The organism is Microbacterium sp. MAH-37 (assembly GCF_009758255.1).
In the GTDB taxonomy this organism is placed as follows: Bacteria; Actinomycetota; Actinomycetes; order Actinomycetales; family Microbacteriaceae; genus Microbacterium.
On the sequence record NZ_WSEN01000006.1, the window covers coordinates 95,499 to 121,464 of the forward strand.

Here is a 25,966-nt window from a genome sequence, read left to right on the forward strand (position 1 = left end):
GGACCGACCGGAGCAGAGGATTCAGGCCTTCTTCGCCGCCTTCTTCTCGACCCACACGATGCCCTCGTCCAGGGAGGGGACGATCTCGGTGCCGATGCGGCGGGCCAGGAGGTCGTCCAGGCGGTCCAGCGGTCCGATGAGGGTACGGCCACCGGCGCGCGCGACGCGGATGGCCGCGTCGATCTTGGGCTGCATCGACCCCTCGGCGAACTTCATCGCCGCGACGGCGTCGGCCGACGCGGTGAGGATGTCGCGCTGCTCCGGAGTGCCCCAGTTCTCGCTGACGTAGTCGCCGTCCGTGAGCATGATCAGGGTGTCCGCGCCGATGTCGGCGGCGAGCGCAGCGCTGGCGAGATCCTTGTCGACGACGGCCTGCACGCCGATGTGGCGCCCCTTGGAGTCCTCGCGGACCGGCACGCCGCCACCGCCGACGCAGACGGCGAGGCTGCCGGCCTCGAGCAGCCGGCGGATCAGCGGAGCCTGCACGATCGAGAGCGGGTTCGGCGAGGGCACGACGCGGCGGAACGCGCTGCCGTCCTTCGCGATGGTCCAGCGGTACTCGGCGGCCGCCTCGGCGGCGTCGTGCGCGGAGTAGGTCGGGCCGATCAGCTTGGTGGGGCGAGCGAAGGCCGGGTCGCTCTCGTCGACGACGGTGGTCGTGATGATGCCGGCCACCTCGCGCTCACCGTTCAGCGCGTTCGAGAGCTCCTGCTGCACCACGTAGCCGATCATGCCCTGGGTCTCGGCGCCGAGGATGTCGAGCGGGTAGGCGGCGACGTCCTGGTAGGCGAGGTTCTGCAGGGCGAGCAGACCGACCTGGGGGCCGTTGCCGTGCGTGATGACCATCTCGTTGTCACGCGCGAGGTTCGCCAGCGCCTCCATCGTGGACTTGACGTTGGCCCGCAGGTACTCCGCGGTCATCGGCTCTCCGCGGCGGGCGAGGGCGTTGCCTCCGAGTGCCACTACGACGCGCATGCTGTTCTCCCTTGTCGAGGTCTTCTGGTATCCCGAAACTCGAGATGGTATTCCATTTGAGTAAATGGTATACCTGAAGGAATACAACGTAAAGATGCTCTGCGCCGCACATCCACGGAGCGGGGCATCCCGGAGAGAAGACGATGACCCCCGTCGCAATCCCGGTCGCGGTGAGCGCGACCAGCTGGGATGCTGCGCTTGCGGAGACGCTCTCAGGAGCCGCCGAGCGCGCGTTCGCCGATGGCACGCACGGCACCGTGCACTCGGTGCACCACCGCGTCGTCAACGTGCTGTTCTGCGACGCGCTGGTGGCCATCGCGGACGACGGGATCGACGACGCACCCGCCACGATCCGCGTTCCGTTGAGCGGCTGGGATGCCCGCGGCATCCGTCAGGGAGCGCCCGTCGTCGGCGGCCGCGATCGGATCGAACTCCCCGGCACCGACCGGATGCTGGTCGTCTCACTGTCCGGAGCGCCGCCCTGGGACGCGCCCCGCACCGATCTCTCGGAACTCACCTCCGGCGACCTCGCCAGGGCGCTCGCCCTGCTCGACGCCCTTCCCTCCCCCGCGCCCGTCACACCGTTCGGACGCGCCGCCGCCGAGCTGCTGCGCAGCAGGATCAGGATGCTGCGCGCCGCACTGCGCACCGGCGACGACGAAGGCACCCGCACTGCGGCGTCCGCTCTCATCGGCCTCGGTGAGGGACTCACCCCCTCCGGGGACGACGTGCTCACCGGGCTCGGCCTCCTCGCCGCCCAGGACGGGATGCTGCTGAGCAGCTCGCTCCCCGCCCTGACCGACGCCATCCGCGGCGGCGGCGTGCGCACCGGGCTGCTCAGCGCGACGACCATGGCGCATGCCGTCGCCGGCCGCGGCCGGCAGAGCCTGCACGATCTCATCGCCGCCATTCGCGACCGAGACGGCGACGCCCTGCGTCGCGCTGCGGACCGCATTCTCCAGATCGGCCACACCTCGGGGGCCGACATCCTCTCCGGCATCCGTCTCGCGCTCGATGTCGAGCGCGCGGCGCGCCGCGGCGGACCGGCGTGTCTACGGGACGACAACAAGAAGAAGAAGAAGGAGCAGTCATGAACGACAGCACCACGACCGTCGAGGCGACGGCTTCCGCCGAGTTCGAGCACGAGCCGGTGCCACTGAGCCACCGCAAGTCGCTCTACACGGTCTCCGCGGTGTGGTTCGGATTCCCGATGATCCTGACCAACGCCGTGCCCGGCGGGCTGGTGGTCGCCATGCTCGGGTTCTGGCCCGGCGTCGGCGCGATCCTGACAGCCAACGCCATCATGTTCGTCTACGTGAGCTTGCTCAGCTGGCGCGCCGGACGCACCGGCAAGAGCTTCTCGCTGCAGGCCATCGAGACCTTCGGCACCGCGGGCTACGCCATCGCGTCCGGGTTCCTCTCCACCGTGGTGGTCGGCTGGTTCGCCTTCAACACGGGTGCGACCGGCGCCACCCTGAGCGAGGCCTTCGGGTGGAACGAGATGCTCGTGGCCGCGATCGCCGGCATCGTCTTCATCGCCGTCACCTACCTCGGCATCCGCGCGCTCTCCGTCCTCGGCACCGTCGCCGCACCGCTGTTCATCATCGCAGTGGTCATCGCCATGGTCATCGCCGCGCAGACCAACGACTTCTCGGCCGTGTTCAGCTACGCGGGAGAGGATGTGCCCGACCCGATGACCTTCGGCGTCGCGGTCACCGCGATCATGGCGACCTTCGCGGACTCGGGCACGATGACGGCGGACTTCACCCGCTGGGCCAAGAACGGCAGGCAGGCCGTGCTCGCCACCGTCACCGCCTTCCCGATCGCGAGCCTGGTCGCCCAGCTCAGCGGCGCCGTTTTCGTCGCCGCCGGCGCGATCGCGCTGCCCGCCGTGAACGGGGGCAACTTCGCCCCGATCCTCACCGGCACCGGCAATCCATGGCTGAACGTGTTCCTCGTGCTGTTCGTGGTGATCAACCTGGGCTCGGTGTGCACGCACTGCCTCTACAACGGCGCCCTCGGCTGGTCGCACCTGACGCACTCCACGATGCGCCTGCTGACGCTCATCCTCGGCGTCATCGGCGTCATCGTCGCCGTGGCCGGCGCCTGGCAGTACTTCGCCAACTGGCTCGCCCTGCTCGGCGTCCTGGTGCCGCCTCTGGGCGCCGTGCTCATCGCCGACCAGATCATCCTCGCGAAGCGCAACGCCGGCCGTCCGGAGAAGAGGTTCCGCGGGACCGCGCTGCTGGCCTGGGCCGTCGGCGCCGCCGCCGCGCTCGTCTCGCACCTCTTCGTGCCCGCGCTCTCGGACGCCGTCGTCGGCCTCGTGGTCGGATGCGTCGCCTATCTCGCCCTCGAACAGTTCTCAGCAAAGAAGGAGATCCACTGATGACCAGCACTCAGACGGCCGACGAGCAGTACCTCGCGGCAGCCGCATCCGGCGATCTGGACCGCGTGCGCGCCGCCCTCGCCGCCGGCGCCGACAAGGACGCCCTGGACCGCGAGGAGGCGAGTGCGATCCTGCACGCCGCTCGCGGCGGGCACCTCGAAGTCGTGCGCGCGCTCATCTCGGAGGGCGTCGACATCGACGCGCAGGATCAGACCTGCTCGAACCCTTTCCTGTTCGGCTGCATCAACGACCAGCTCGAGCTCGTGAAGGTCATGGCCGAGGCGGGTGCCGACCTGAAGCGACTCACGCGCATGGGCGGCAACGGGCTCACCCCGGCCGCTGAGAAGGGCCACCTCGAGGTCGTCCGGTACCTCCTCGAGAACACCCGCATCAACGTCAACCTCACCAACAACCTGGGCTGGACGGCGCTTATCGAGACCATCATCCTCGGCGACGGCGGCCCGGTGCGTCAGCAGATCGTCGAACTGCTGCTCGCGCACGGCGCGAAACCCGGCATGCCCGACCCGTGGGGCACCTCGCCCGCAGAACTGGCCCGTGAGCGCGGATTCGGCGAGATCGTCGCGATCCTCGAGCGCGCCGCCGCCTAAGACTCCCCCGAAAGGACAACGATGACCAGGCACATCGAAATCAGGAAGAACACCTACCTCGACTCGGTCTCGCTCATGTCGATGAGCACCAAGGCGAACGCCGTCGAGGGCGTCACCCAGGCCCTGCTGGGCATGGCGACCCCGATGAACAAGGAGGTGCTCGCGAACGTCGGCGTCGAGGACGCCGCGGTCGACGCGGCGAAGCCCAGCGATCTGATGATCGTGATCGACGCGTCCGAGGACACCATCGAGGCGGCGATCGCGGCCGTCAACGACATCCTCGCCCGCAAGGACAAGAAGGCCGGCGAGGCTCACGAGGTGCGCTACCGCACCCTCGACGGCGCGTTCGAGGAGGCCCCGGAATCCAACCTCGTGCTGATCTCGGTCAACGGCGCGTTCGCCGCCCGTGAGGCGCGCAAGGCGCTGAACGCGGGCAAGAGCGTCATGATCTTCTCGGACAACGTGTCGGTCGAGGACGAGCTCTCGCTGAAGAACCTCGCGCACGAGAAGGGTCTCATCGTGATGGGCCCGGACTGCGGCACCGCGATCATCAACGGAACCGGCCTCGCGTTCGCGAACGCCGTCCGCCGAGGGTCCATCGGCGTCGTGGGCGCCTCCGGCACCGGCAGCCAGGAGGTCTCCGTGCGCGTGCACGACTTCGGTGGCGGCATCTCGCAGCTGATCGGCACCGGCGGACGCGACCTGTCCACCGACATCGGCGGCATCTCGATGATCGACGGCATCAAGGCGCTCGACGCCGATCCCGAGACCAAGGTCATCGTGCTCATCTCCAAGCCGCCGGCAGAGGAGGTCGCCGAGAAGGTGCTCGCCGTCGCCGGCGCCGCCTCCAAGCCGGTCTTCGTGACCTTCCTGGGCTCGGACCGCGCCGAGTCGGGTCACGACAACGTGACCATGGTCACCGAGGGCACCAAGCCCCTCGCGATCGCCGCCGTCGTGGCCTCCGGCATCGACGAATCGACGCTCGACAAGCACCCCTTGAACATCCCGCTCATCGAGGAGGTGCGCGCGAAGCTCGCCCCCGAGCAGAAGTACGTCCGCGGGCTGTTCTGCGGCGGCACGCTCTGCGACGAGTCGATGTTCGCGGCTCTCGGCAAGTACGACAACGTGTACTCCAACATCCAGAAGAACCCCGCATACAGGATCGGCGCGATGGATGCCTCCAAGGAGCACACCTTCCTCGACATGGGCGACGACGACTTCACCAACGGCCGTCCGCACCCGATGATCGACCCCTCGCTGCGTCTGCAGCGCATCGTCCAGGAGGCGGACGACCCCGAGGTCGGCGTCATCGCGATGGACTTCGTGCTCGGCTTCGGCTCGCACGAGGATCCGGTGGGCGTGACGATCCCCGCGATCACCGAGGCCAAGGAGAAGGCCGCCGCACGCGGCCAGCACCTCGAGATCCTCGGCTACGTCCTCGGCACCGACCTGGACACCCCGGCGATCGCCGAGCAGGTGGCCAAGCTCGAGGCCGCCGGCGTGACCATCGCCTCCTCCTCCACCAACCTCGGCCTGCTGGCCCGTGAATTCGTCGCGAAGGGTGACAACTGATGAGCGTCAACGACCTGTTCTCCACTGACCTGAAGCCGGTCAACCTCGGCCTCGACATGTTCGCCGACGACCTGAAGGCCCAGGGCGTCGAGCCGGTCCTGATGGACTGGACCCCGCCTGGTGGCGGCGACCCCGAGGTCATCGCCGCGCTGAGCAGGCTCGAGGACCCGGCCGTGGCCGAGAAGATCGATGCCGCCAACCAGGTCGCGCTCGAGCGCATCCTCGGCTCGCAGCCCTTCCTGGAGGGCTTCGGACAGGCGATCGACACCGTCCCCGGCATGACGAAGAAGACGATCCTGCACGCGGGGCCGCCGATCGAGTTCACCCGGATGTCCGGCCCGATGAAGGGCGCCGTGACCGGCGCTCTGGTGTTCGAGGGCCTGGCGAAGGACGTCGACGAGGCGTTCGAGCTCGCCGCGTCCGGTGAGATCACCTTCTCGCCGTGCCACGAGCACCAGTCGGTCGGCTCGATGGCCGGCGTCACGAGCGCCAGCATGTGGGTGCACAAGGTCACCAACCGCACCTACGGCAACACCGCCTACACCAACCTGTCGGAGCAGCTGTCGAAGATCCTGCGCTTCGGCGCGAACGACCAGTCGGTCATCGACCGCCTGAACTGGATGCGCGACGTGTTCGGCCCGGTGCTCGCCGGTGCCATGGAGCTGAACTCCGAGGGCATCGACCTGCGTCTGATGCTCTCGCAGGCGCTGCACATGGGTGACGAGGCGCACAACCGCAACGTCGCCGGCACCACGCTGCTGATCCAGGCGCTCGCGCCGTACATCCTGGAGACCGACTTCACCACGAAGGAGAAGCGCGAGGTCTTCGACTTCGTCGCCTCGTCGGACTACTTCTCCGGCCCGACCTGGATGGTCGCCGCCAAGGCCTCGATGGATGCCGCGAACGGCATCGAGAACTCGACCATCGTCACCACCATGGCCCGCAACGGCGTCGACTTCGGCATCCGCGTGTCCGGCACCGGCGGCCAGTGGTTCACCGGTCCCGCCCAGGAGGTCATCGGTCCGATGTTCGCCGGCTACACCCCGGCGGACTCCGGTCTGGACATGGGCGACTCCGCGATCACCGAGACCTTCGGCATCGGCGGCTTCGCGATGGCGGCCGCCCCCGCGATCGTCGCCCTCGTCGGCGGCACCGTCGACGAGGCGATGGGCTATTCGCGCACGATGAACGCGATCACCACCGGCAACAACCCGAACGTCACGATCCCCGCTCTCGACTTCATGGGCGTGCCCTCGGGCATCGATGTGCGCAAGGTCATGGAGACCGGCATCCTGCCGATCATCAACACCGCCATCGCGCACAAGGAGCCGGGCATCGGCATGATCGGCGCCGGCATCACCCACCCGCCGGTGGAGGCCTTCCAGAAGGCGCTCCGCGCCCTCGCGGACACGGTCAAGCCATGACGTCGCTCGCTCCCGCCCCGGTCGCTGTCCGCCTGAAGTGGTGGAAGAAGGGTGACATCGCGGCGTTCTTCGCACTGTTCACCAACAACCTCACGAACATCATCACCTTCACGGCTCTGCTCACCATGGCGGGCCTGCCGGTGGGGATGGTCGTGGGACGGATCGCGCCGGCCTTCGGCCTCGCGATCCTGATCACCTCATCGATGTACGTGTGGTTCGCCCGTCGGCTGGCACGGAAGGAGGGTCGCGACGACGTCGTGGCCCTGCCCTCCGGGCCGAGCGCTCCGTCGATCTTCACGGTCACCTTCCTGGTCATCCTGCCGGTCTACTCGAGCACCCAGGACGCGGAGCTCGCCGTCGGCATCGGCCTTGTGTGGGGCTTCCTGGAAGGTCTGATCCTGTTCGTCGGATCGTTCTTCGGCGACCTGCTCCGCCGCGCGGTGCCCCGCTCGGTGCTGCTCGCCTGCCTCGCGGGCCTCGGTCTGCTGCTGCTGGCCATGAACCCGATGCTGCAGACCTTCCAGTTCCCGGTGGTCGCGTTCATCGTGCTGGTGATCGTGTTCATCAACTGGTTCGGCCGCTCGCCGTTCCTGGGCAAGGTCCCCACCGGTCTGCTGCTGCTGATCGCGGGAACCGCCGCCGCCTGGGCGTTCGGGCTGCAGACGCCGGAGGCTGTCCAGGCCGCGCTGGTGCACGCCGGATGGCACCCGCCTCAGGTGTCGATCGGCAACTTCTTCGAGGGGCTGCAGCACGCCGGTCCGTTCCTCGCATCGGCCGTGCCGCTCGCCCTGGCGAACTACGTGTTCGACCTGGAGAACATCGAGGCCGCGGAGGCGGCGGGCGACCACTACAGCGCCCGCCCCGTCATGCTGGTCAACGGCGGCGCGACGATGATCGGCGCGCTGATGGGCAACCCCTACCCGGTCACCGTGTACATCGGCCACACCGCCTACAAGGAGATGGGCGCCGGCATCGGCTACACGATGCTCAACGGCATCACCATGTTCGCGGTGGGCCTGTTCGGCATGAGCGCCCTGCTGCTGTCGGTGGTCCCGATGGCGGCGATCGCCCCGATCCTGATCTACATCGGCATCGTCACCGCCGCGCAGTCGGTGCGCGAGACGCCGAAGGTGGAGCTGCCGGTGATCTTCATCGCGCTGTTCCCCTGGATCGCGAACTGGGCGAACAGTCTGATCGGCAACACGCTGAAGGCGGCCGGCACGAACGTCGCCGAGGTGGGAGCGGACGCCCTGAACGGCGCCGGCACCTATTTCGCCGGCATCTCGACGCTCGGCAACGGCGCACCGCTGTCGTCGCTGCTGTGGGGGATGATCGCGATCTTCGCCATCCGGAACAAGCCGGCGCTCGGAGCGGTCGTGGCCGTGCTCGCCGCGATCCTGTCGTTCTTCGGCATCATCCATTCCCCGGTCCCCAGCCTGCCGGCCGAGTTCGCCCTGTCGGACACCCACGTGATGTTCCTGGTGGCGTATCTCATGGTCGCCGCGCTGTTCCTGGCCAAGTGGATCCAGGATCGCGTCACGAAGGAGACGGTGACGTTCACGGCGACGGACGAGCTCACCCTGAGCAGCGCCGTCGCGCCGAGCCTGATCCAGTCCACCAGGGACTGATCCCGAACAGCGGGGCCGGGAGTGCACCGCTCCCGGACCCGCTGCAAGACCCGGAATCCGGTGCAGAAGAGAACGGATGGCCATGTCCACCCCCGCTATCGACCCCACCCTGGTCGACCCCGGCGCCGAGAAGGTCGCGGAGTACGCGGCTCGCGGCTACGCGCAAGAAGTCCTGCCGATCCGCCCGAAGGATCGCACCTGGAGGACGCCCCAGTTCATCACCGTGTGGATGGGGCCGATCCACAACATCCTGTCGTACTTCACGGTCATGACCTTCTTCGCCCTCGGCCTGAACGCCTGGCAGGTCGTGGCCGCCATCATGACCTCGGCCGTGATCGTCTCGATCGGCTACATCCTCAACGGGCAGGCCGCGGCGAAGTACGGCATCCCGTTCGCAATGCAGCTGCGTGAGGCGTTCGGTCACAAGGGCGCCCTGGTCCCGACGTGGGTGCGCGGCATCATCGCCGGCTTCATGTTCTTCGGCATCACCAGCGTCTCGTCCGCTCAGGCCTTCGACGTCGTCTTCGAGACGATCTGGCCGGGCTTCGCGAACCTCGGGAACGGCGCCGAGATCCTCGGCCTGCCCGTACCGACCGCGATCTCGTACCTGATCACCTGGGTCATCACCGTCGGCCTGTTCCTCGGCGGTCAGGCGTTCCTCGGGAAGTTCAGCAACTGGGCCAACCCCGCCGTGTTCATCCTCGTGGTGATCGCCGTGGTGCTGGCCGTCATCAACGCCGGCGGCATGGACGTGGTCATGTCCACTCGGGTCGTCGACTCCCCCGTCACCCCGCTGATCTTCATCACCTGCGTGTCCATGCTGGTCTCGAACTGGGCCGGACCGATCGTCAACACCGGCGACTACACCCGCAACGCCACCAGCATGAGGGCGCCGGCCGTCGGCTTCCCGATCGGCGTCATCGGCTCGTACATCCTGTTCGCCATCGTGACGGTCTCATTCATCGGCGCACTGCAGGTCGTCTCGGGCGGCAAGTTCGACATCAACCAGCCGTTCGTCTTCATCCAGGCGGTGGGCGAGGGCGTCGGCAATCCGTTCGTCGTGGTGCTGCTGATCCTCGCGATGAACGTCGGCGCGGTCGCGTTCGTGGTGTTCGGCAACATGCTCCCCGCCGGCCTGCAGCTGACCGCTCAGCTGCCCAAGCTGTTCACGCTCAAGCGCGGCGCGATCCTCGCGGCGGTCATCGGCACGCTGATCCTGCCGTGGCAGTTCGTGGAGAACACCGACGCACTGTTCCTGTTCTACTCGCTGATCGGCTCGATGTTCGGCCCGATCGTCGGCATCATGCTCGCCTCCTACTTCGTGGAGCGCAAGCGGACACTCGACGTCGAAGGCATCTACGCCGACTACAAGGGCGGCCAGAAGGGCTCGCTGCCCGCGTACAACTGGCGCGCGATCGGCGTGCTGATCGCGAGCTTCGCGATCACGATGATCGGCCGCATCCCGGGCATCGCGAACGTGCCGTTCCTGACCGAGGTCAACAACCTCGCGTTCTTCTCCGGCCTGGTCATCGGGTTCGCGGGATACACCCTGCTGACTCTCGGCGCCCGCCGGCGCAACTGACAACCCCACCACGAAGGAGACAGACGATGACTCACCCCACTCCCTCCCCCGAGGTCTTGGACTCGTACTTCGCCCCGGCCGTCGAGGTCACCCTCGAGGGAATGCGCGCCGGTAACGGCGGCCCGTTCGGCGCGACGCTGGTGAACGGCGACGGCGAGATCGTGGTCGCGGTGGGCAACACCGTGATCAAGGACACCGACATCTCGGGTCACGCCGAGATGGTCGCCGTGCGCGAGGCGTGCAGGAAGCTGGACACGCTCGACCTCTCCGGTCACGTCATGTACGCGACCTGCGAGCCCTGCCCGATGTGCGTGGCGGTCATGATGTGGGCGGGCATCACGACCTGCTACTACGCGTCGACGCACGTGGACGCCGGCGAGAACGGCTTCAGCGACGTGCACCTGCGCAGGTACCTGGACGGCAGCGACACCTCGACGCTCGAGATGATCCACCTGGACTCCGGACGCGAGGACTGCGCGTCGATCTGGACGGAGTTCCGGGCGCTGAACGCCTGAGCTCCGCAGACGACGGAAGGCCGGTTCCCCGAGGGGAACCGGCCTTCCGTCGTCTGCGACTACTTCTTCTTCTGAGCCCGGCGCTGCGCGCGGTTCGCCGGCTGCTGAGCCTGCGCGTCCACGGCCTGGCCGAAGGCACCGCGCTCGGCGGGCTGCTCAGGCTGCTGCGCCGATTCCCGGGCGGCTGCGGCCTGCCGCATCCGCGCCGTCTGGGCCTGCTGCACCTGCCCGCGCTCGTTGCGCACCTCGACCTCGCCGGCGTCGTTGGACGCGGAGTACTCCAGACGCTGCTCCGGCTGGCCGCTGGTGAGGCCCTTCGCCTCGACCTCGGCGACCTCGGCGGTGCCGTCCTCGCCGGCCCGGCGCACCTCGACCTCGAGGTTGTAGAGGTAGCCGACCGACTCCTCCTTGATCTGGCCCATCATCGACTGGAACATCGCGTAGCCCTCACGCTGGTACTCGACGAGCGGGTCACGCTGCGCCATGGCACGCAGGCCGATGCCGTCCTTGAGGTAGTCCATCTCGTAGAGGTGGTCGCGCCAGCGGCGGTCGAGCACCTGCAGCACCACGCGGCGCTCCAGCTCGCGCGTGGCGGGCGAGCCGAGGGCCTCCTCGCGCTTCTCGTAGGCGATCATCGCGTCCGAGAGCAGCTCGCGCTTGAGGCCCTCAGCGGTGATGCCGCCCTTGCGCTCCGCCGCCTCGGCGACGACCTCGTCGATCGTCACGCCCACCGGGTACAGCGTCTTCAGCTCGGTCCAGAGGGCGTCGAAGTCCCAGCTCTCGTTGTGCCCCTCGCCGGTGTGGTCGTCGACCACGCCGCTGATGGCGTCCTCGATGAAGTGTCCGACGCGGTCGGCGATGTCGTCGCCCTGCAGGATGTGACGGCGGTCGGCGTAGATCGCCTCGCGCTGACGGTTCAGGACGTCGTCGTACTTCAGCACGTTCTTGCGCATCTCGGCGTTGCGCGCCTCGACCTGCGACTGGGCGCTGCGGATCGCGCGCGAGACCATGCCGGACTCGATCGGCACGTCGTCCGGGAAGTTGGTGCGCGACAGGATCGCCTCCGCGGCGCCCGACTGGAACAGACGCATCAGATCATCGGTGAGGCTCAGGTAGAACCGGCTCTCACCGGGGTCGCCCTGACGACCGGAACGACCGCGCAGCTGGTTGTCGATGCGGCGCGACTCGTGCCGCTCCGTGCCGAGCACGTACAGACCGCCGGCCTCGGTGACCTTCTTGCCGTCCTCGGCGACCTTGGCCTTCATCGCCTCGTAGGTCTCGTCCCACGCGGCCTCATACTCCTCCGGAGTCTCCTCCGGGTCGAGGCCCTTGGCCTTGAGCTCCTGCACGGCGAGGAACTCGGCGTTGCCGCCGAGCATGATGTCGGTGCCTCGTCCGGCCATGTTCGTGGCGACGGTCACCGCGCCGAGGCGTCCGGCGAGGGCGACGATCTCCGCCTCGCGAGCGTGGTTCTTCGCGTTCAGGACCTCATGCTTGATGCCCTTCTTGGCGAGCAGGCGCGAGAGGTACTCGCTCTTCTCGACGCTGACAGTTCCAACCAGGACGGGCTGGCCGGCGGCATGCCGCTCGGCGATGTCCTCGACGACCTGAGCGAACTTCGCCTGCTCGTTCTTGTAGACCAGATCGGGCTGATCCTTGCGGATCAGCGGCCGGTTGGTCGGGATGGGCACGACGCCGAGCTTGTAGGTCGACATGAACTCGGCCGCCTCGGTCTCGGCGGTACCGGTCATGCCGGCGAGCTTGTCGTACATGCGGAAGTAGTTCTGCAGCGTGACGGTCGCGAGCGTCTGGTTCTCGGCCTTGACCGGCACGTTCTCCTTGGCCTCGATGGCCTGGTGGATGCCCTCGTTGTAACGGCGTCCGACCAGGATGCGGCCGGTGTGCTCGTCGACGATCATGACCTCGTCGTTCATCACGACGTAGTCCGTGTCGCGCTTGAACAGCGCGATCGCCTTGATCGAGTTGTTCAGGAACGAGATCAGCGGCGTGTTCGCGGACTCGTAGAGGTTGTCGATGCCGAGGTAGTCCTCGACCTTCTCGATGCCCGGCTCGAGCACGCCGACGGTGCGCTTCTTCTCATCGACCTCGTAGTCGACGCCGACCTCGAGGGTGCGTGCGATCTTCGCGAACTCGGTGAACCAGCGGTTCGCCTCGCCCGACGACGGGCCGGAGATGATCAGCGGGGTGCGCGCCTCGTCGATGAGGATCGAGTCGACCTCGTCGACGATCACGAAGAAGTGCTCGCGCTGGACGAGGTCCTCCTTGCGCCACGCCATGTTGTCGCGCAGGTAGTCGAAGCCGAACTCGTTGTTCGTGCCGTAGGTGATGTCCGCCGCGTACTGCTGACGGCGCACCTCGGGGGTCTGCCCGGCCACGATGACACCGGTGGTCATGCCGAGGGCGCGGTAGACACGGCCCATCAGCTCGGCCTGGTAGCTGGCGAGGAAGTCGTTCACGGTGACGAGGTGCGTGCCCTTGCCGGCGATCGCGTTCAGGTACATCGCGAACACGGCGGTGAGCGTCTTGCCCTCACCGGTCTTCATCTCGGCGATGTTGCCCAGGTGCAGGGCGGCGCCGCCCATGAGCTGCACGTCGTAGGCGCGCATGCCGAGCGTGCGGCGCGCTGCCTCGCGGACCGCTGCGAACGCCTCGGGCATCAGCTGGTCGAGGGTCTCGCCCTTGTCGTAGCGCTCGCGCAGCACGGTGGTCTCGTTGCGCAGATCGTCATCACTGAGCTTCTCGAAGTCCTCTTCGAGCTCGTTCACGGCCTTGGCGACCTGCTTGAGGCGGCGAAGGATGCGGCCTTCACCGGCGCGGAGCAGCTTCTCCAGAGGATTCGCCACGGATTTCTCCCTTGGGTCTCGGGTGCCGACGATGTTCAGCGCCGGGCATACCGTGTCATGTTACCGGCCTGTGACTTGCGCTACCTGTGCATGGGAACGCTGACGGCGAACGGCATCACCGATGCGTCGGATGCACTGGCCGAGGTTTCCACGTATGCATATACTCAGAAATGCAATACCGGGAAACGATCGGAGCACCATGTCGGTCCGCCAGAGCCTTCTCGCGATCCTCGACCAGGGGCCGTGCTACGGCTATCAGCTGCGGGCGGAGTTCGACCGGCGCACCGGTTCGACCTGGCCGCTGAACGTCGGCCAGATCTACAACACGCTGGAGCGACTGGAGCGGGACGGGCTCGTCGCCAAGGACGACGTCGACGAGCAGGGGCACGTCTACTACGCCATCACGGATGCCGGGCACGCCGCCGTGCAGGAGTGGCTGAGCTCCCCCGTGCCCAGGCAGTCCGGCACCCGGGACGAGCTGCCGATCAAACTCGCCCTCGCCGCCACTCTGCCCGGCGTGGACGTGGAGGCCGTCGTGCAGAGACAGCGCACGGCCTCCCTGGCCGCGCTGCAGGAGCTCCGCCACGTCCAGTACTCCGGAGCGACATCCGTGGCCGACGGCGAGGAACTCGCCTGGCGACTGGTCGCCGACGCCATGATCTTCCAGGCGGAGGCGGAGGTGCGCTGGCTCGACCACGTCGAATCCCGGCTGCAAGAGCACACGCCGCAGGCGCTGAGGCTGGAGATCAGCGCCGAGAAACCCCGCCGCGGCCGGCCACCGCGCGACACCGCAGATGCCTCGCCCGCCGCCCATCCGTTCTCGCAGGGCGAAGCGGATCCACAGCCCATGCAAGGCTGGAGATCATAGGATCGGGGAATGGCCGGATTCTGGGGCAGACGTAGACGTGAGCAGGAAGAACTGACGGCGCAGGACGCCGACCTGGCTCGGCACGCCGAGCAGTCGCTGGTAGCCGCAGATGAGCGGATCCGCACCACGGCCGATGAGCTCGTGTTCGCGCAGGCTGAGCTCGGCGAGTCGATGACCGCCGACCTCAAGGCGGCGCTCGACGCGGTGCGTACTCACATGCGCGAGGCCTTCCAGCTGCACCAGCTCAATCACGACGAGATCCCGGACACCGCAGAGGAGCTGCGCACCCGCAACGCACGGATCGTGCAGCTGTGCGAGTGGGCAGAGGACCTGCTCGACGAGAAGACGTCCGCCATCGCGGAGCAGGTCGCGCTGGTGCGTCGCTCCCCCGAGATCGTCGCTCAGCTGCGCAAGGATGCCGAGTCGCTCGCCGCGCGCATCCCGCAGGCCCGCCAGACCGTGGAGCGTCTGTCGCTGCGCTACTCGGATGCGGCGATGCGCCGCGTGTCCTCCTCGCCCGCCGAGGCCGAGCAGCTCGTGACCTTCGCGACCCACGGTGCCGAGGTCTCGGAGCGCCGCCGTGCGGCGAAGCAGAACGAGGAGGCGAACCTCGCCCTCGAGACGGCCACCGAGGCCATCCGGCGCGCATCCGCGGTGCTCGACGGCGTCGAGGACTTCGAGATCCAGGCGCTGCGCGCCGAATCCACCCTCGCCGCCGTGATCGACGACTCCCGCGGCGACCTGATCGCCTACCGCTCGGCACCGCAGACGCCGGAGGTGCAGACCGCGGCTTCCGCTCTCGAGGCGGCGCTCGCAGCCCTGCCGCCGTCCGGCACGCGCAACGACCCGTTCACCGAGCTCACCGCGCTGCGCGAGGCGAACACCGGCCTGGACCAGGCCGTCGCCACCGCGCAGTACCGCGCGGAGCATCCGCTCCCCTCGCTCGAGCAGGTGCAGCACGCGCTCGACGACGCCGATCGTCAGCTCGGCATCGCCCGCCCGCTGATCTCGGGCCACCGCGGATGGATCGGGGCGGATGCCCGCACCCGCTTCGCCGAGGCCGAGCGGCTGCGCATCGACGTGGCCGGGCTGCTGCCCGCCGAGGAGACCCGTGAGCAGGCGCTCTCGACGGCGCGCCGCGTGGGGCAGCTCGCCGCCGAGGCCCTGCAGCTCGCGCAGCGCGACATCGAGTCCGCGCGACCGCAGGACTACGCCGGATGGGGTGGGCCGAACCAGCAGGGCGGCTGGGGCGGGGGTCGACGCGGCGGAGGCGGCGGCGACATCGTCAGCGGTGTCCTCGGCGGCCTCGTGATCGGCAGCATCCTGGACGGCATCTTCGACTGATCAGGCACGCACGCACGGAAGAGGCGGCCCTCCCGTTCGGGAGGGCCGCCTCTCTTCAGTTCAGGACGCGAGTTCCTCCTCGGGAGCCGCCTGCGTGGTCAGCGAGATCACACCGTAGTCCCAGCCCTTGCGGCGGTACACGACGCTCGGGTGATCGGTGCTCGCGTCGACGAACAGGAAGAAGTCGTGTCCGACCAGTTCCATGCGGTCGACGGCCTCCTCGACCGTCATCCATTCCGCATCGAAGTTCTTGGTGCGGATGACGACCGGCGAGTAGACCTCGTCCTCCTCCGCCTGGATCGGAACCGCCCCGGTCGCGACGGCCTTGAGCACGTCCGCGGACGCCGGCTGCACGTCGATGCCGGTGAGCGAGCCGCTCCCCTTCTCGAAGTGCGCGCCGCGGGGGTGCTGACGCCCATCGATGCGCTTCTCCTTCGCGCGGCGCAGCTGCTCTGCGAGCTTGTCGATCGCGAGATCGAGGGCGACGAACTTGTCGCCGTCGACGGCTTCGGCCCTGACCACGGGACCCTTGCTCACCAGCGTGAGCTCCACGGTCTCGTCCGGAACGCGACCGTTGCGGTAGGCGCGGTGCGTGACCTTGACGTCGATGCGCTGGGCCTTGGCAGCGAATTGTTGGAGGCGACCCACCTTCTCCTCGACAACCGTACGGAACCGGTCGGAGATGCTCACTCCGACGCCGACGATGCTCGTTTCCATTCCTGCCTCCTTGTCCCGGTCCTCCCGGCCAAGGGCGGACCGTGGTCGCCTTGTGTGCCCTACCGTAGTGCCGAGATCGACGGATGTCACTACCCGTTCACCCCGTGTCTCAGCCGCTCGGGCGTGGCGGCGAGTGCGACCGCTCCGACGACCCGGTACCTGGCGCGACGGAGCACCCGTGCCGCCTCGTCGATCGTCGCTCCGGTGGTGATCACGTCGTCCATGATGACGACGTCCGCTCCGCGTTCCACGGGCGCGAGGAGCGGAGGCCGCACCCGCATGCTCCCTCGCACGTTCTGCGCCCGCGCGGCCCGCCCGAGGCCCCGCTGGTCGGTGCGCGAGCCCGTGCTCACCAGCATCCGTCGTGGCGCGCGACCCGCGGCACGCAGCAGCAGCTCGGGCACCCGATAGCCGCGTCGGCGGAAGGCGGCTCTGCTCGTGGGGACGGGCACGAAGAGCGCTCCGTTCCAGTCCTGCGGGACGGCGGTGCGCAGCGCGGCCCCCAACGGGGGCACGAGGAGCGTCTGGCCATCTTCCTTGACCCGTCGGATGCACCGTGCGACCACACCATCGAACTCGTGCGCCGCATGCACCGCCACACCCCCGGGAGTCACGCGCAGCACGGGCCGCGCGATCAGCATCCGGGAGCAGTCGGGGCACAGCACTGCACCGGGGCGCCCGCAGCCGGGGCAGTCCGCCGCGAGAAGGAACGCGAGCACCTCGGAGCCGAGAGCACGGGCATGTGCGGTCCAGGTGGCGGCCATGGGTCGATGGTGCCGCACGACGAGACAGCGGCGGCCGGCGATCCGCACGTCTGTGCAGGATCCGCAGCGATCTGCGCACTGGGGAGGGTCACTCGCCGGAGCGCGTACCGAGCACCAGCACGTCGCTGAGAGACGCCTGCCAGGTCGAACCGCGCTGCGCGAACACCACGCCCTCCGCGGAGAGGATCCGCACCCCTGCGGCGGTGCGAGCGCCTGCGATCCCCCGCGGTTCGGCCGGTGCGGCCGACGCGGCGACCGGACCCCCGATGGGCTGGGTGAGCATGCGATCGTCATCGGACGAGGTCAGGATGCCGACCGCATCCGCCCCGATCCACGCCAGACCCTGCGGCGTCCCGGTGAACCGGCCGATCTCGTGCATCTCCCCCAGGCCGATCGGCGTGCCCTTGTCGTCCCTGACCACCGCGGCCACGACCGATCGGCGCTGCCCTCCCACGGTCACGAGCGCGGCGACTCTGACGCCGTCGGCGGCGACGCGCAGCGCGCTGATCTCGGAGGCCCCCGGCCAGGCGCGAGCGACCTTGTTCTGCGTGGCGTCGGCGCCGGTGGCCAGCAGCTCGCCCGGTGAGCCGCGCGGGACCGACCAGGTGTACCCACGGTTGTCCAGACTCGGCGCGAGCAGCCCTGCCCGGCTGTCCAGTTCCACGACGTTGTCGGACGTGGCGAGATAGACGTGTCCGTCGTCGAGCAGCATCGCCGCCGCGGCGTCGTCGGCGGCGACGTCGATCGAGCGCACGCGTGCGGCGTTCTTGTCCACCTGCGCGCTCAGCTCGCCGAGCGGAGCGATCTCATCGCCCACAGCGATGCCGAAGCCGTCCTTCGTGAGCACGAGGGTGCCCGCGTCGGGCGCCGGCTGCTGCACCTGCACCTCGCTGACATCCAACGGCTGCTGATCCACGGTGAACCGCACCTCCACGACGCCCAGCGGCGCGAGCGTGGCCTCCAGCTGCGTGCGCATCCTGGCCAGCGTCGTGGCATCCGTCGTCAGCGCCGAGCGCGTGAGCGGCACCTCAGCGACCTGCGACTGGTCGACGACGACCGCTCCGCGGGCGAGTCCGACCTCGTCGGTGAACGCGCTGCGCACCCCCGGGGCGAGCCACGGCACCGGATCGCCGGACACCAGTTGCTGCGTCAGCGTCGTCGCCGTCGACGGCCGGCGCGGGAACCAGCGCAGATCCGGGACGAGGCGCGACCACGTCGGGTCGAAGTACTGCAGCGCGTACGAGCGGAAGACCAGCGGGAAGTTCACGGCGTCGAGCACGATGCCGTTCGGAGCCTCGGAGATGCGCCACTCCTCGCCCTTCTCGCGCTCCAGGTGGAACCTCAGCGGCTCGGCGTCTCCGGTCCCCGCGGCATACGCGCCGGTGCTGTCCACGCTGGCGACCTGCGAGAGCTGCACTGTGACGTCGGCGGTGGTCGCATCCTCGTCGTCGCTGTCGCCCACGGAGGTGATCGACCGCGAAACGCTCGAGGTGTCGATGGTGACTGCGGCGGACGGGGCCCAGGTGTCGCTCATCTCGGGAGTGAGGAATTCCCTGGCGATGCTCCAGTTGTCGATCGGGGTGATACCGGCGTCCAGGAATCCCTCGACGATCTCCTGGGGACCTGCGCCCTCAGCCGGTCCTGCGGCGTACTCCGTGAAGTTCGCGCCGTCGGGCTTCTCGCCGACCGCGAGACCGACCGACACCGGACCGCTGGTCGGCAGGCCGGTGCAGCCGGCGAGGAACAGCATCGCCGCGGCGAGGGCTCCGCCGACCAGTCCGCGCGTGCGCTTCATCGGTCTCCCCCTTCGGCATCCGCTGTCGGAATCGGCTGAGTGAGCGCGCCGAGGTCGGCGATGCTGTCCTGCGGCTCCAGCTGCACGGGACTGGGACCGGCCGGATCGCCGGCATGCCGGGGAATCGTGAGCACGAAGTTCGTCCCGACGCCGAGCTCGGACCACACCTCGAGGGTCCCGCCGTGCAGACGCGCATCGCCCAGCGCGATCGACAGCCCGAGCCCTGTGCCGCCGATCGTGCGCTTGCGCGAGGGATCGGCCCGCCAGAAGCGGTCGAACACGCGCTGCGCGTCCTCCGGACGCATCCCGAGCCCGAAGTCGCGCACGCCGGCGGCGACGGCGTGCTGATTGCTGTCCACCGTCACCACGATCGGCCTGCCCTCGCCATGCTCGATCGCATTGCCCACCAGGTTGCGCAGCACCCTGCGCACCCGGCGCGGATCCATGTCGACCGGCGAGTATCCGCCCGGTGCCACCAGCCGGAGCTCGACGCCGTGCTGCTCGGCGAGCGGACGCATCTGGTCCACGATCTCCTCGGCGACCTGCGCGAGGCCCGTCGCCTCCACCTCGAGCTGCACCGAACCGGCGTCGTACCTGCTGATCTCGAGCAGGTCGGCGAGCAGCGTGTCGAACCGCTGCACCTGGGTGTGCAGCAGTTCGGCGGTGCGGGCGGTGGTCGGCTCGAAGCCGTCCTTCTGGTCGTTGATCATGTCGGCGGCCAGCCGGATGGTGGTCAGCGGTGTCCTGAGCTCGTGCGAGACGTCCGACACGAACCGCTGCTGCACCAGGGAGAGCTCGCCGAGCTCCTTGATCTGCGCCTCGATGCTGTCGGCCATCGCGTTGAACGAGCGCGCCAGCACCGCCAGCTCGTCCTCGCCGCGCACGGGCAGGCGCACGCCGAGATCACCCGCGGCCAGCCGCGCACTGGTCTCTGAGGCCTCGACGATCGGCGCGGACACCGCTCGCAGCACCAGCCACGAGATCGCGGCGACGATCGCCACCAGCGAGATCCCCGCCAGCCACAGGGTGCGCTGCACGAAGAGCAGGGTCTCGTCGGAGTCGCTCAGGTCGTAGGCGATGTACAGCTCGTAGACCGCCTTGCCCGGCACGAGCAGCTGCTGCCCGACGACGATGCCCGGAGGGGAACTGCCCTCGTCGGCCGGCACGGCGATCGACTGCCACGACTGCTGACGGTCGCCCTTCTCGGCGACCCTGGCGCGCAGCTGCTCGCTGATCATGTCGACCGACAGCCCGCCGGCGCGGAACTCCGGCGGGATGAACACCCCGCCGCCGAGGCTCTCGATCGGCGACGCCGTGATGAGGTCGGATGCCGCGGCCCTGGCCAGGTCCGTCTGGACCGAGCGCCACAGCGCCTGCAGCGCGGCGCGGTCGTCGGCGACGTTGCTGTTGTCCAGCGTGGTCTGCGCCTCGGCGACCGCGCGCTGCGCCTTCTCGAGAGCATCTCCCTTGCGCGACTCGAACAGGTCGTTCTGGATCACCAGCGCCATCGCGACGCAGGTGATGAAGATCGCGAGCGACGTGAGCAGCAGGGTGACGGCGATCGTGCGGAACCGCATCGAATGATGCCAGAGCCCCGCGATGGAGCGCGGCCAGCCCCTCCAGTCGCGCCACGACGCGACCGGAGCGGGCGTCACGCTCGTCGCCGTCATCGCAGAGACCTCAGCCGGCGCTCCCGGCCCGGTAGCCGACGCCCCGCACCGTCATCACGATCTTCGGATTGTCGGGGTCGAGCTCGACCTTTGCGCGCAGCCGCTGCACGTGCACGTTCACCAGCCTGGTGTCGGCCTTGTAGTGGTAGCCCCAGACCTGCTCGAGCAGCATCTCGCGGGAGAACACCTGCTGCGGCTTCGAGGCCAGCGCGACGAGGAGCTGGAACTCGAGCGGAGTGAGCGAGATCGGAGTCGCGCCGCGGCGCACCTCGTGCCCGTCGACGTCGACCACGAGGTCGCCGACGCGGAGCACCTCGGTCGTCGCCTGAGGAGTCGGCCGGAGCCGGGTGCGGATACGCGCCACCAGCTCCTTCGGATTGAACGGCTTCACCATGTAGTCGTCCGCGCCGACCTCGAGTCCCCGCACCACGTCGGCGGTGTCACTGCGGGCGGTCAGCATGATGATCGGGACACCGGATTCGGCGCGGATGCGACTGCAGATCTCGATGCCGTCCATGCCCGGCAGCATGAGGTCGAGAAGCACGAGATCCGGGCGCTGCGTGCGCCACTGCTCGACAGCCTTGGCGCCGTCTGCGCAGAACAGCGGCTCGAAGCCCTCCGTGCGCAGGACGATGCCGATCATCTCGGCGAGCGCCGTGTCATCGTCGACCACGAGGATGCGTGACGTCATATCCGCCCAGCCTCAACAATCTTTGTCCGCTACATGCGCGTGCCGGGATCCCCTGCCCCGGCGCGACCGCACCTCCGCACAGCTTACTGAATCCGGCCCTGCACGTCCTGGAAGCGCTTCCGCGACGCGTCGTTTCGCCCTGCGGGCGCCACGACCCGCGTATGACACGATGGGACGGCACGCTGTCATGCTGCGCGGGAGGGGAAGCGAGTGAGCGGTCAGGGCTGGACACCGGCACCGAGGCGCGGGGCGATCCCGCTGCATCCGATGACCTTCGGGATGCTGCTCGGGCGGTCCTTCGCGGCGCTCCGGCACAACCCGAAGGTGCTGTTCGGCTTCGCCGTCGTCATCCAGCTGCTGACCATGCTGGTCGTGATGATCGTGCTCGGCGCGATCATCGCCGCGAGCGTCCTGCGGCTGCAGACCGTGCAGCCCGGTTCGGAGGACTTCGCCACGATCCAGGCCGGCACGGCCGGCCTCACTGTCGTGTTCGCGATCGGCGCCGCGCTCCTGTCGGCCGCGGTGGCCGTCGTCCTGCAGGGGATCGTCGCCGCAGACGTCGCGCTCGCCGCGCTCTCCCGCAAGGGCACCCTGCGCGCGCTCTGGGCACGGATGGCCCCGTCGTTCTGGCGCCTGATGCTGTACGCCCTGCTGCAGGGTCTGGTCGTCGGCGGTGCGTTCGCACTGATCGGGTTCGCCGTGTTCGCCATCGCCGCCGGCGCGGGACTCGCCGGCACAGATGCCACAGGTCTCGCGGTCGCGCTGACCGTCGTGCTCGGCATGGGCAGCATCCCGCTGTTCGTCTGGCTGTACACGAAGCTGCTCCTCGTGCCCAGCGTGCTGGTGCTGGAGCGGGCCCCTCTGCGCACCGCGCTGGTGCGCTCCTGGCGGCTCACCCGCGGCCGCTTCTGGGTGGCGTTCGGCGTGATGTTCCTGATCTCGCTGATCATGGGAGTCGCCGCCAACGTCGTGTCGGTGCCCGGTGTGCTCATCACGTCGATCGTCGTCGGCATCGTGGCTCCGACGGGTGACCCGAGCGTCGGTCAGATCGTGTCGATGGTGCTCGCCTTCCTGCTGCCGCAGCTGCTGGTGTTCGCGGTGCAGGCGATCGGCCAGGTCGTGCAGTGCACGGGCGCCACGCTGGTGTACGTCGACTCGCGGATGCGGTACGAGGGGCTGGATCAGACGCTGATCGCCTATCAGGAGCGCAGCGCGGCCGGCTGGTCGGAGGAGCAGCTCGGCGATCCCTACGCCGTCGATCCCGCCAGGGCGGTCACCAAGGAGAAGCCGCAGGCCGCCGCGACCGTGCCTGGGTACGGCGCCGCGCCGGGGTACGCACAGCCCGGGTACGCACAGCCGGCTCCCTATGGTTACGGTCAGCCGCCCCAGGCTGCCGCACCCGCGCAGCCGCCCCACCACCAGCCGGCGCCCGGCGCCCCCGGTTCTCCGGCACCCGCACCGGCGCATCCGCCGTACTACCGGCCGGCACCACCGGCACCCGCTCCTTCGGCACCGGCTCCCCCGGCATCCGCACCGGCACCCCCCGGCATCCGCACCGAGCCAGCAGCCCGTGCCGCCTGCGGCCGTGCCGCCGCCCCCGCCGACCGACAGCCCCTGGGCGCCCCCGAGCGGCGGCGCATGACCTTTCCGCTCGCGTACGCCGACGTCTTCGTCCCCGACGGGGACGAAGCTCGACGCTGGGCGCAGGAGGAGCTGTCCAAACAGATCTACGAGGCGGCGAAGCCGACGTGGTTCGACCGGATGTCGCGCGCGATCATGGAGTTCCTCACCGGCCTGTTCAGCGTCGACGGCTCCGGCGCGATCGCGCCGTTCGCCGGCGTGCTGGTCGCCGCGGTGATCGTCGCGGCGCTGATCGTCGCGCTGGTCGTGTGGGGCCGCCCCCGGGCGTCCCGCACCGTGCGCCGCGGCGCACGCCTGCTCGGGGAGGCCGACGACCGCACAGCCGCTCAGCTGCGCGCCGACGCCGAGCGCGCCGCGCGCGAGGGCGACTGGGATGCCGCGGTGACGCTGCGCTTCCGCGGCCTCGCCCGCGGCCTCATCGAGCGCGACCTGATCGATCCGGCGCCCGGCGCCACCGCCCAGGCGATCTCGCGGGATGCCGGTGCCGTGCTCCCCGTCGAGCATGCTGCGCTGCATGACGCGGCGTCGTCGTTCGACCGGGTGCGCTACCTGCGCATCCCCGCCGACGAGGGCGGGTACCGCGCGATCGCCGCGACCGACGACCGTCTGGCCGCCCTTCGTCCGGAGGCGGTGCCGGCATGACCCTCATCGAGGACCGCCCTCTGGCGGCGGCCGCCGAGCCCGGCGCATCCACCGCCGCCGAGCGCCCTCGTCGACGGTGGCGGCGGCTGGTCGCCTGGCTCATCGTGCTGCTGATGCTGATCGGCGGCACCGCGATCGCCGCGCGTCTGGTCACCTCGCCCCCCGTGTCCGGCGGCATGCTCGACCCGGAGGGACCGGGTGAGAACGGGGCGCGGGCGCTGGCCGAGATCCTGCGGCAGCAGGGCGTGGAGGTCACCGTGGTGCGCTCGCACGCCGATGTGCGCGATGAGCTCGACGACGGCGCGACGCTCGCGATGGCGGATCCGGTGTATCTCACCGACGAGGCCGTGCAGGCGATGGTCGCCGACGCCCCGCGCACGGTGCTGCTCTCCGGCAGCGCGCGGATGCTGCGGCTGTTCCATCTGGGCGAGTACGCGCCCGGCCTGTCCTCGGAGGTCGGTGCGGACTGCGACGTCCCCGAGTTCGCCCGCGTGGGAACGATCCTCCCCGGCGGCATGTTCGCCCCGGCCGACAGCGTCGACGGCTGCTTCACCGGCGAGGACGGCGGTGCGGCGGTGCTGTCGGACGACTTCTCGTCTCAGCGGATCTCGCTCGTGGACGGCACCGTGTTGTTCACGAATGGCCACCTCGCGGAGAACGGCAACGCCGCCCTCGGCCTCGCGCTGCTCGGTCAGACCGGGCGCGTGGTCTGGTACGTGCCCTCCGCCGCGGACAGCGACATCAGCGGCGAGACGCCGGACACGCTCGGCTCGCTGACGCCCGGCTGGGTCACGCCCGCCATCCTCACCCTGCTGCTCGCGGGACTGGCCGCGGCGTTCTGGCGCGGACGACGCTTCGGGCCACTCGTCGCCGAGACGCTGCCGGTGACCGTGCGCGCCTCCGAGACCATGCACGGCCGTGCCCGGCTCACGGCGAAGGCGGCGGACGCCCCGCACGCCGCCGAGGCCATCAGAGAGGGCACCGTCAGGCGACTGGCCCAGCGGCTCGCCCTGGGCGATCGCACCGCTGCCCACGAGGTCGCGGATGCAGCATCCGACCGGCTGCGCATCCCGCGCGGCACGCTGCAGGAGCTGCTGGCCGGTCCTCCGCCCGCCGACGATCAGCAGCTCGTCGACCTGGCCCGTCGCCTCGCAGAGCTGGAGGACGCGGTGGATGCCGCGCTGCATCCCGACCTCCGTACCCCGAACCCCGACGACCCATCGCGATCCGGAAGGACGACCCTGTGACCGAGGAGAACACCGTGCCCGACCAGAACACCGCGTCTGAGCAGAACACCGCGTCTGTCCAGAACACCGTGACGCCGGACGACGCCGCCCTTCGTCAGGCCATGCACCGTGTGCGACTCGAGGTCGACAAGGCCGTGATCGGCCAGGCCGGCACCGTGACGGGCCTGCTGGTCGCGCTGCTCGCCCGCGGCCATGTGCTGCTGGAGGGCGTGCCCGGCGTGGCGAAGACGCTCGTGGTGCGCTCGTTCGCCCGCGCGCTGGGGCTGGACACCAAACGAGTGCAGTTCACCCCCGACCTGATGCCCGGCGACGTCACCGGCTCGCTCGTCTACGACGCCCGCACCGGGGAGTTCGAGTTCCGAGCCGGCCCGGTGTTCACCAGCATCCTGCTTGCGGACGAGATCAACCGCACGCCCCCGAAGACGCAAGCCGCCCTGCTGGAGGCGATGGAGGAGCGCCAGGTGTCGGCGGACGGCGTCAGCCGACCGCTCCCGGATCCGTTCCTGGTCGCCGCGACGCAGAACCCGGTCGAGCACGAGGGCACCTACACGCTTCCCGAGGCGCAACTGGACCGGTTCCTGATGAAGCTGGTCGTCGGGATGCCCGAGCGCGACGCCGAGGTCTCGGTGCTGCGCCTTCACGCCGAGGGCTTCTCACCCCGGCTGCTGAGCGGGGTCGAGGCCGTGATCACCGCCGAGGAGATCCGCGCCGCGCAGGAGGCCGCCGCCAGGGTTCAGGTCACCGACGAGGTGCTCGGCTACGTCGTCGACCTCGCCCGCGCCACCCGCCAGTCCCCCTCGGTCGAGCTCGGCGCCAGCCCGCGTGCCGCGACCGCCCTGCTCGCGGCGGCGAAGGCCTGGGCCTGGCTGAACGCCTCCACCGCGGTCACCCCCGACCACGTGCAGACCATGCTCATGCCGGTCTGGCGGCACCGCCTGCAGCTGCGTCCTGACGCGCAGATGGAGGGCGTCACCGCGGACGCGGTGCTCGGCTCCGTGGTGCAGCAGACCCGCGTCCCGATCTGATCGGC

20 protein-coding genes are annotated in these 25,966 nt (G+C 69.4%); 13 read left to right on the plus strand and 7 right to left on the minus strand.

The features are described 5' to 3' along the window. Nucleotides 1-21: 21 nt before the first annotated feature. The gene (locus tag GON06_RS06340; protein ID WP_157311471.1) at nt 22-975 is read right to left on the minus strand and encodes a carbamate kinase; all 954 of its coding nucleotides are present in this window, start codon (nt 973-975) and stop codon (nt 22-24) included. A gap of 143 nt (nt 976-1,118) precedes the next feature. Here GON06_RS06340 and GON06_RS06345 point away from each other — a divergent pair, with 143 nt between their 5' ends. The 8 genes from GON06_RS06345 (at nt 1,119) to GON06_RS06380 (ending at nt 10,693) form a co-directional block, all read left to right on the plus strand. Beyond that, nucleotides 1,119-2,069 (plus strand): DUF2877 domain-containing protein, encoded by a 951-nt coding sequence (locus tag GON06_RS06345; protein WP_157311472.1) that lies wholly within the window; start codon nt 1,119-1,121, stop codon nt 2,067-2,069. After that, complete coding sequence (locus GON06_RS06350; RefSeq protein ID WP_157311473.1) at nt 2,066-3,364, plus strand: purine-cytosine permease family protein; 1,299 nt, start codon at nt 2,066-2,068, stop codon at nt 3,362-3,364. Before GON06_RS06345 ends, GON06_RS06350 begins: the two co-directional genes overlap by 4 nt. Next, entirely contained in the window at nt 3,364-3,972 is a 609-nt protein-coding gene (locus GON06_RS06355; RefSeq protein ID WP_157311474.1) for an ankyrin repeat domain-containing protein, read from the plus strand. The genes GON06_RS06350 and GON06_RS06355 overlap by 1 nt, the downstream gene beginning before the upstream one ends. Nucleotides 3,973-3,993: 21 nt before the next feature. Beyond that, complete coding sequence (gene fdrA, locus GON06_RS06360; protein WP_157311475.1) at nt 3,994-5,544, plus strand: acyl-CoA synthetase FdrA; 1,551 nt, start codon at nt 3,994-3,996, stop codon at nt 5,542-5,544. Beyond that, nucleotides 5,544-6,968: a DUF1116 domain-containing protein gene (locus GON06_RS06365; protein ID WP_157311476.1), complete on the plus strand. Its 1,425-nt coding sequence runs from the start codon at nt 5,544-5,546 to the stop codon at nt 6,966-6,968. The genes fdrA and GON06_RS06365 overlap by 1 nt, the downstream gene beginning before the upstream one ends. Beyond that, nucleotides 6,965-8,596, plus strand: coding sequence for a xanthine permease (locus GON06_RS06370; RefSeq protein ID WP_157311477.1), 1,632 nt, complete (start codon nt 6,965-6,967; stop codon nt 8,594-8,596). The genes GON06_RS06365 and GON06_RS06370 overlap by 4 nt, the downstream gene beginning before the upstream one ends. A gap of 82 nt (nt 8,597-8,678) precedes the next feature. Continuing rightward, nucleotides 8,679-10,178: a cytosine permease gene (locus GON06_RS06375; RefSeq protein ID WP_157311478.1), complete on the plus strand. Its 1,500-nt coding sequence runs from the start codon at nt 8,679-8,681 to the stop codon at nt 10,176-10,178. 26 nt (nt 10,179-10,204) lie between these two features. Next, nucleotides 10,205-10,693, plus strand: a complete 489-nt coding sequence (locus tag GON06_RS06380) for a nucleoside deaminase (RefSeq protein WP_157311479.1) — start codon at nt 10,205-10,207, stop codon at nt 10,691-10,693. 59 nt (nt 10,694-10,752) lie between these two features. Here the strand turns inward: GON06_RS06380 and secA are convergent, their stop codons facing one another. Next, nucleotides 10,753-13,557, minus strand: a complete 2,805-nt coding sequence (gene secA, locus GON06_RS06385) for a preprotein translocase subunit SecA (RefSeq protein WP_332837218.1) — start codon at nt 13,555-13,557, stop codon at nt 10,753-10,755. A 199-nt stretch (nt 13,558-13,756) separates the two neighbouring features. On the opposite strand from secA, the gene GON06_RS06390 reads away from it, so the two are divergent. Both GON06_RS06390 and GON06_RS06395 read left to right on the plus strand, forming a co-directional pair. Next, the gene (locus tag GON06_RS06390) at nt 13,757-14,425 is read left to right on the plus strand and encodes a PadR family transcriptional regulator (RefSeq protein WP_157311480.1); all 669 of its coding nucleotides are present in this window, start codon (nt 13,757-13,759) and stop codon (nt 14,423-14,425) included. 9 nt (nt 14,426-14,434) lie between these two features. Then, entirely contained in the window at nt 14,435-15,769 is a 1,335-nt protein-coding gene (locus GON06_RS06395; RefSeq protein ID WP_157311481.1) for a hypothetical protein, read from the plus strand. A 60-nt stretch (nt 15,770-15,829) separates the two neighbouring features. On the opposite strand, the gene hpf is transcribed toward GON06_RS06395, so the two are convergent. From hpf to mtrA, 5 genes are all read right to left on the minus strand, one after another. Beyond that, nucleotides 15,830-16,486 (minus strand): ribosome hibernation-promoting factor, HPF/YfiA family, encoded by a 657-nt coding sequence (gene hpf, locus GON06_RS06400; protein WP_157311482.1) that lies wholly within the window; start codon nt 16,484-16,486, stop codon nt 15,830-15,832. A gap of 89 nt (nt 16,487-16,575) precedes the next feature. Next, on the minus strand, nt 16,576-17,250 hold the full coding sequence (locus GON06_RS06405) for a ComF family protein (RefSeq protein WP_157311483.1): 675 nt from the start codon (nt 17,248-17,250) through the stop codon (nt 16,576-16,578). Nucleotides 17,251-17,338: 88 nt separating this feature from the next. After that, complete coding sequence (locus GON06_RS06410) at nt 17,339-19,045, minus strand: LpqB family beta-propeller domain-containing protein (RefSeq protein WP_157311484.1); 1,707 nt, start codon at nt 19,043-19,045, stop codon at nt 17,339-17,341. Further along, the gene (gene mtrB / locus GON06_RS06415; protein ID WP_157311485.1) at nt 19,042-20,715 is read right to left on the minus strand and encodes an MtrAB system histidine kinase MtrB; all 1,674 of its coding nucleotides are present in this window, start codon (nt 20,713-20,715) and stop codon (nt 19,042-19,044) included. Before mtrB ends, GON06_RS06410 begins: the two co-directional genes overlap by 4 nt. 10 nt (nt 20,716-20,725) lie before the next feature. Then, on the minus strand, nt 20,726-21,406 hold the full coding sequence (mtrA, locus tag GON06_RS06420) for an MtrAB system response regulator MtrA (RefSeq protein ID WP_157311486.1): 681 nt from the start codon (nt 21,404-21,406) through the stop codon (nt 20,726-20,728). Between the two features lie 210 nt (nt 21,407-21,616). Between mtrA and GON06_RS19060 the strand changes: the two genes are divergently transcribed. The 3 genes from GON06_RS19060 (at nt 21,617) to GON06_RS06435 (ending at nt 25,961) form a co-directional block, all read left to right on the plus strand. After that, complete coding sequence (locus tag GON06_RS19060) at nt 21,617-23,689, plus strand: DUF4129 domain-containing protein (RefSeq protein ID WP_157311487.1); 2,073 nt, start codon at nt 21,617-21,619, stop codon at nt 23,687-23,689. Further along, nucleotides 23,686-24,936: a DUF4350 domain-containing protein gene (locus tag GON06_RS06430; protein ID WP_157311488.1), complete on the plus strand. Its 1,251-nt coding sequence runs from the start codon at nt 23,686-23,688 to the stop codon at nt 24,934-24,936. The genes GON06_RS19060 and GON06_RS06430 overlap by 4 nt, the downstream gene beginning before the upstream one ends. A 101-nt stretch (nt 24,937-25,037) precedes the next feature. Beyond that, a complete protein-coding gene (locus GON06_RS06435; RefSeq protein ID WP_157311772.1) occupies nt 25,038-25,961 on the plus strand; it encodes an AAA family ATPase in 924 nt (307 codons plus the stop codon). Nucleotides 25,962-25,966 lie beyond the last annotated feature (5 nt).

Excerpts from the sequence above, each read along its gene's own strand:
- GON06_RS06340 (WP_157311471.1), bottom strand. The coding sequence starts at position 975 with ATGCGCGTCGTAGTGGCACTCGGAGGCAACGCCCTCGCCCGCCGCGGA.
- GON06_RS06345 (WP_157311472.1), top strand. The coding sequence starts at position 1,119 with ATGACCCCCGTCGCAATCCCGGTCGCGGTGAGCGCGACCAGCTGGGAT.
- GON06_RS06350 (WP_157311473.1), top strand. The coding sequence starts at position 2,066 with ATGAACGACAGCACCACGACCGTCGAGGCGACGGCTTCCGCCGAGTTC.
- GON06_RS06355 (WP_157311474.1), top strand. The coding sequence starts at position 3,364 with ATGACCAGCACTCAGACGGCCGACGAGCAGTACCTCGCGGCAGCCGCA.
- fdrA (WP_157311475.1), top strand. The coding sequence starts at position 3,994 with ATGACCAGGCACATCGAAATCAGGAAGAACACCTACCTCGACTCGGTC.
- GON06_RS06365 (WP_157311476.1), top strand. The coding sequence starts at position 5,544 with ATGAGCGTCAACGACCTGTTCTCCACTGACCTGAAGCCGGTCAACCTC.
- GON06_RS06370 (WP_157311477.1), top strand. The coding sequence starts at position 6,965 with ATGACGTCGCTCGCTCCCGCCCCGGTCGCTGTCCGCCTGAAGTGGTGG.
- GON06_RS06375 (WP_157311478.1), top strand. The coding sequence starts at position 8,679 with ATGTCCACCCCCGCTATCGACCCCACCCTGGTCGACCCCGGCGCCGAG.
- GON06_RS06380 (WP_157311479.1), top strand. The coding sequence starts at position 10,205 with ATGACTCACCCCACTCCCTCCCCCGAGGTCTTGGACTCGTACTTCGCC.
- GON06_RS06390 (WP_157311480.1), top strand. The coding sequence starts at position 13,757 with ATGTCGGTCCGCCAGAGCCTTCTCGCGATCCTCGACCAGGGGCCGTGC.
- GON06_RS06395 (WP_157311481.1), top strand. The coding sequence starts at position 14,435 with ATGGCCGGATTCTGGGGCAGACGTAGACGTGAGCAGGAAGAACTGACG.
- hpf (WP_157311482.1), bottom strand. The coding sequence starts at position 16,486 with ATGGAAACGAGCATCGTCGGCGTCGGAGTGAGCATCTCCGACCGGTTC.
- GON06_RS06405 (WP_157311483.1), bottom strand. The coding sequence starts at position 17,250 with ATGGCCGCCACCTGGACCGCACATGCCCGTGCTCTCGGCTCCGAGGTG.
- GON06_RS06410 (WP_157311484.1), bottom strand. The coding sequence starts at position 19,045 with ATGAAGCGCACGCGCGGACTGGTCGGCGGAGCCCTCGCCGCGGCGATG.
- mtrB (WP_157311485.1), bottom strand. The coding sequence starts at position 20,715 with ATGACGGCGACGAGCGTGACGCCCGCTCCGGTCGCGTCGTGGCGCGAC.
- mtrA (WP_157311486.1), bottom strand. The coding sequence starts at position 21,406 with ATGACGTCACGCATCCTCGTGGTCGACGATGACACGGCGCTCGCCGAG.
- GON06_RS06430 (WP_157311488.1), top strand. The coding sequence starts at position 23,686 with ATGACCCTCATCGAGGACCGCCCTCTGGCGGCGGCCGCCGAGCCCGGC.
- GON06_RS06435 (WP_157311772.1), top strand. The coding sequence starts at position 25,038 with ATGCACCGTGTGCGACTCGAGGTCGACAAGGCCGTGATCGGCCAGGCC.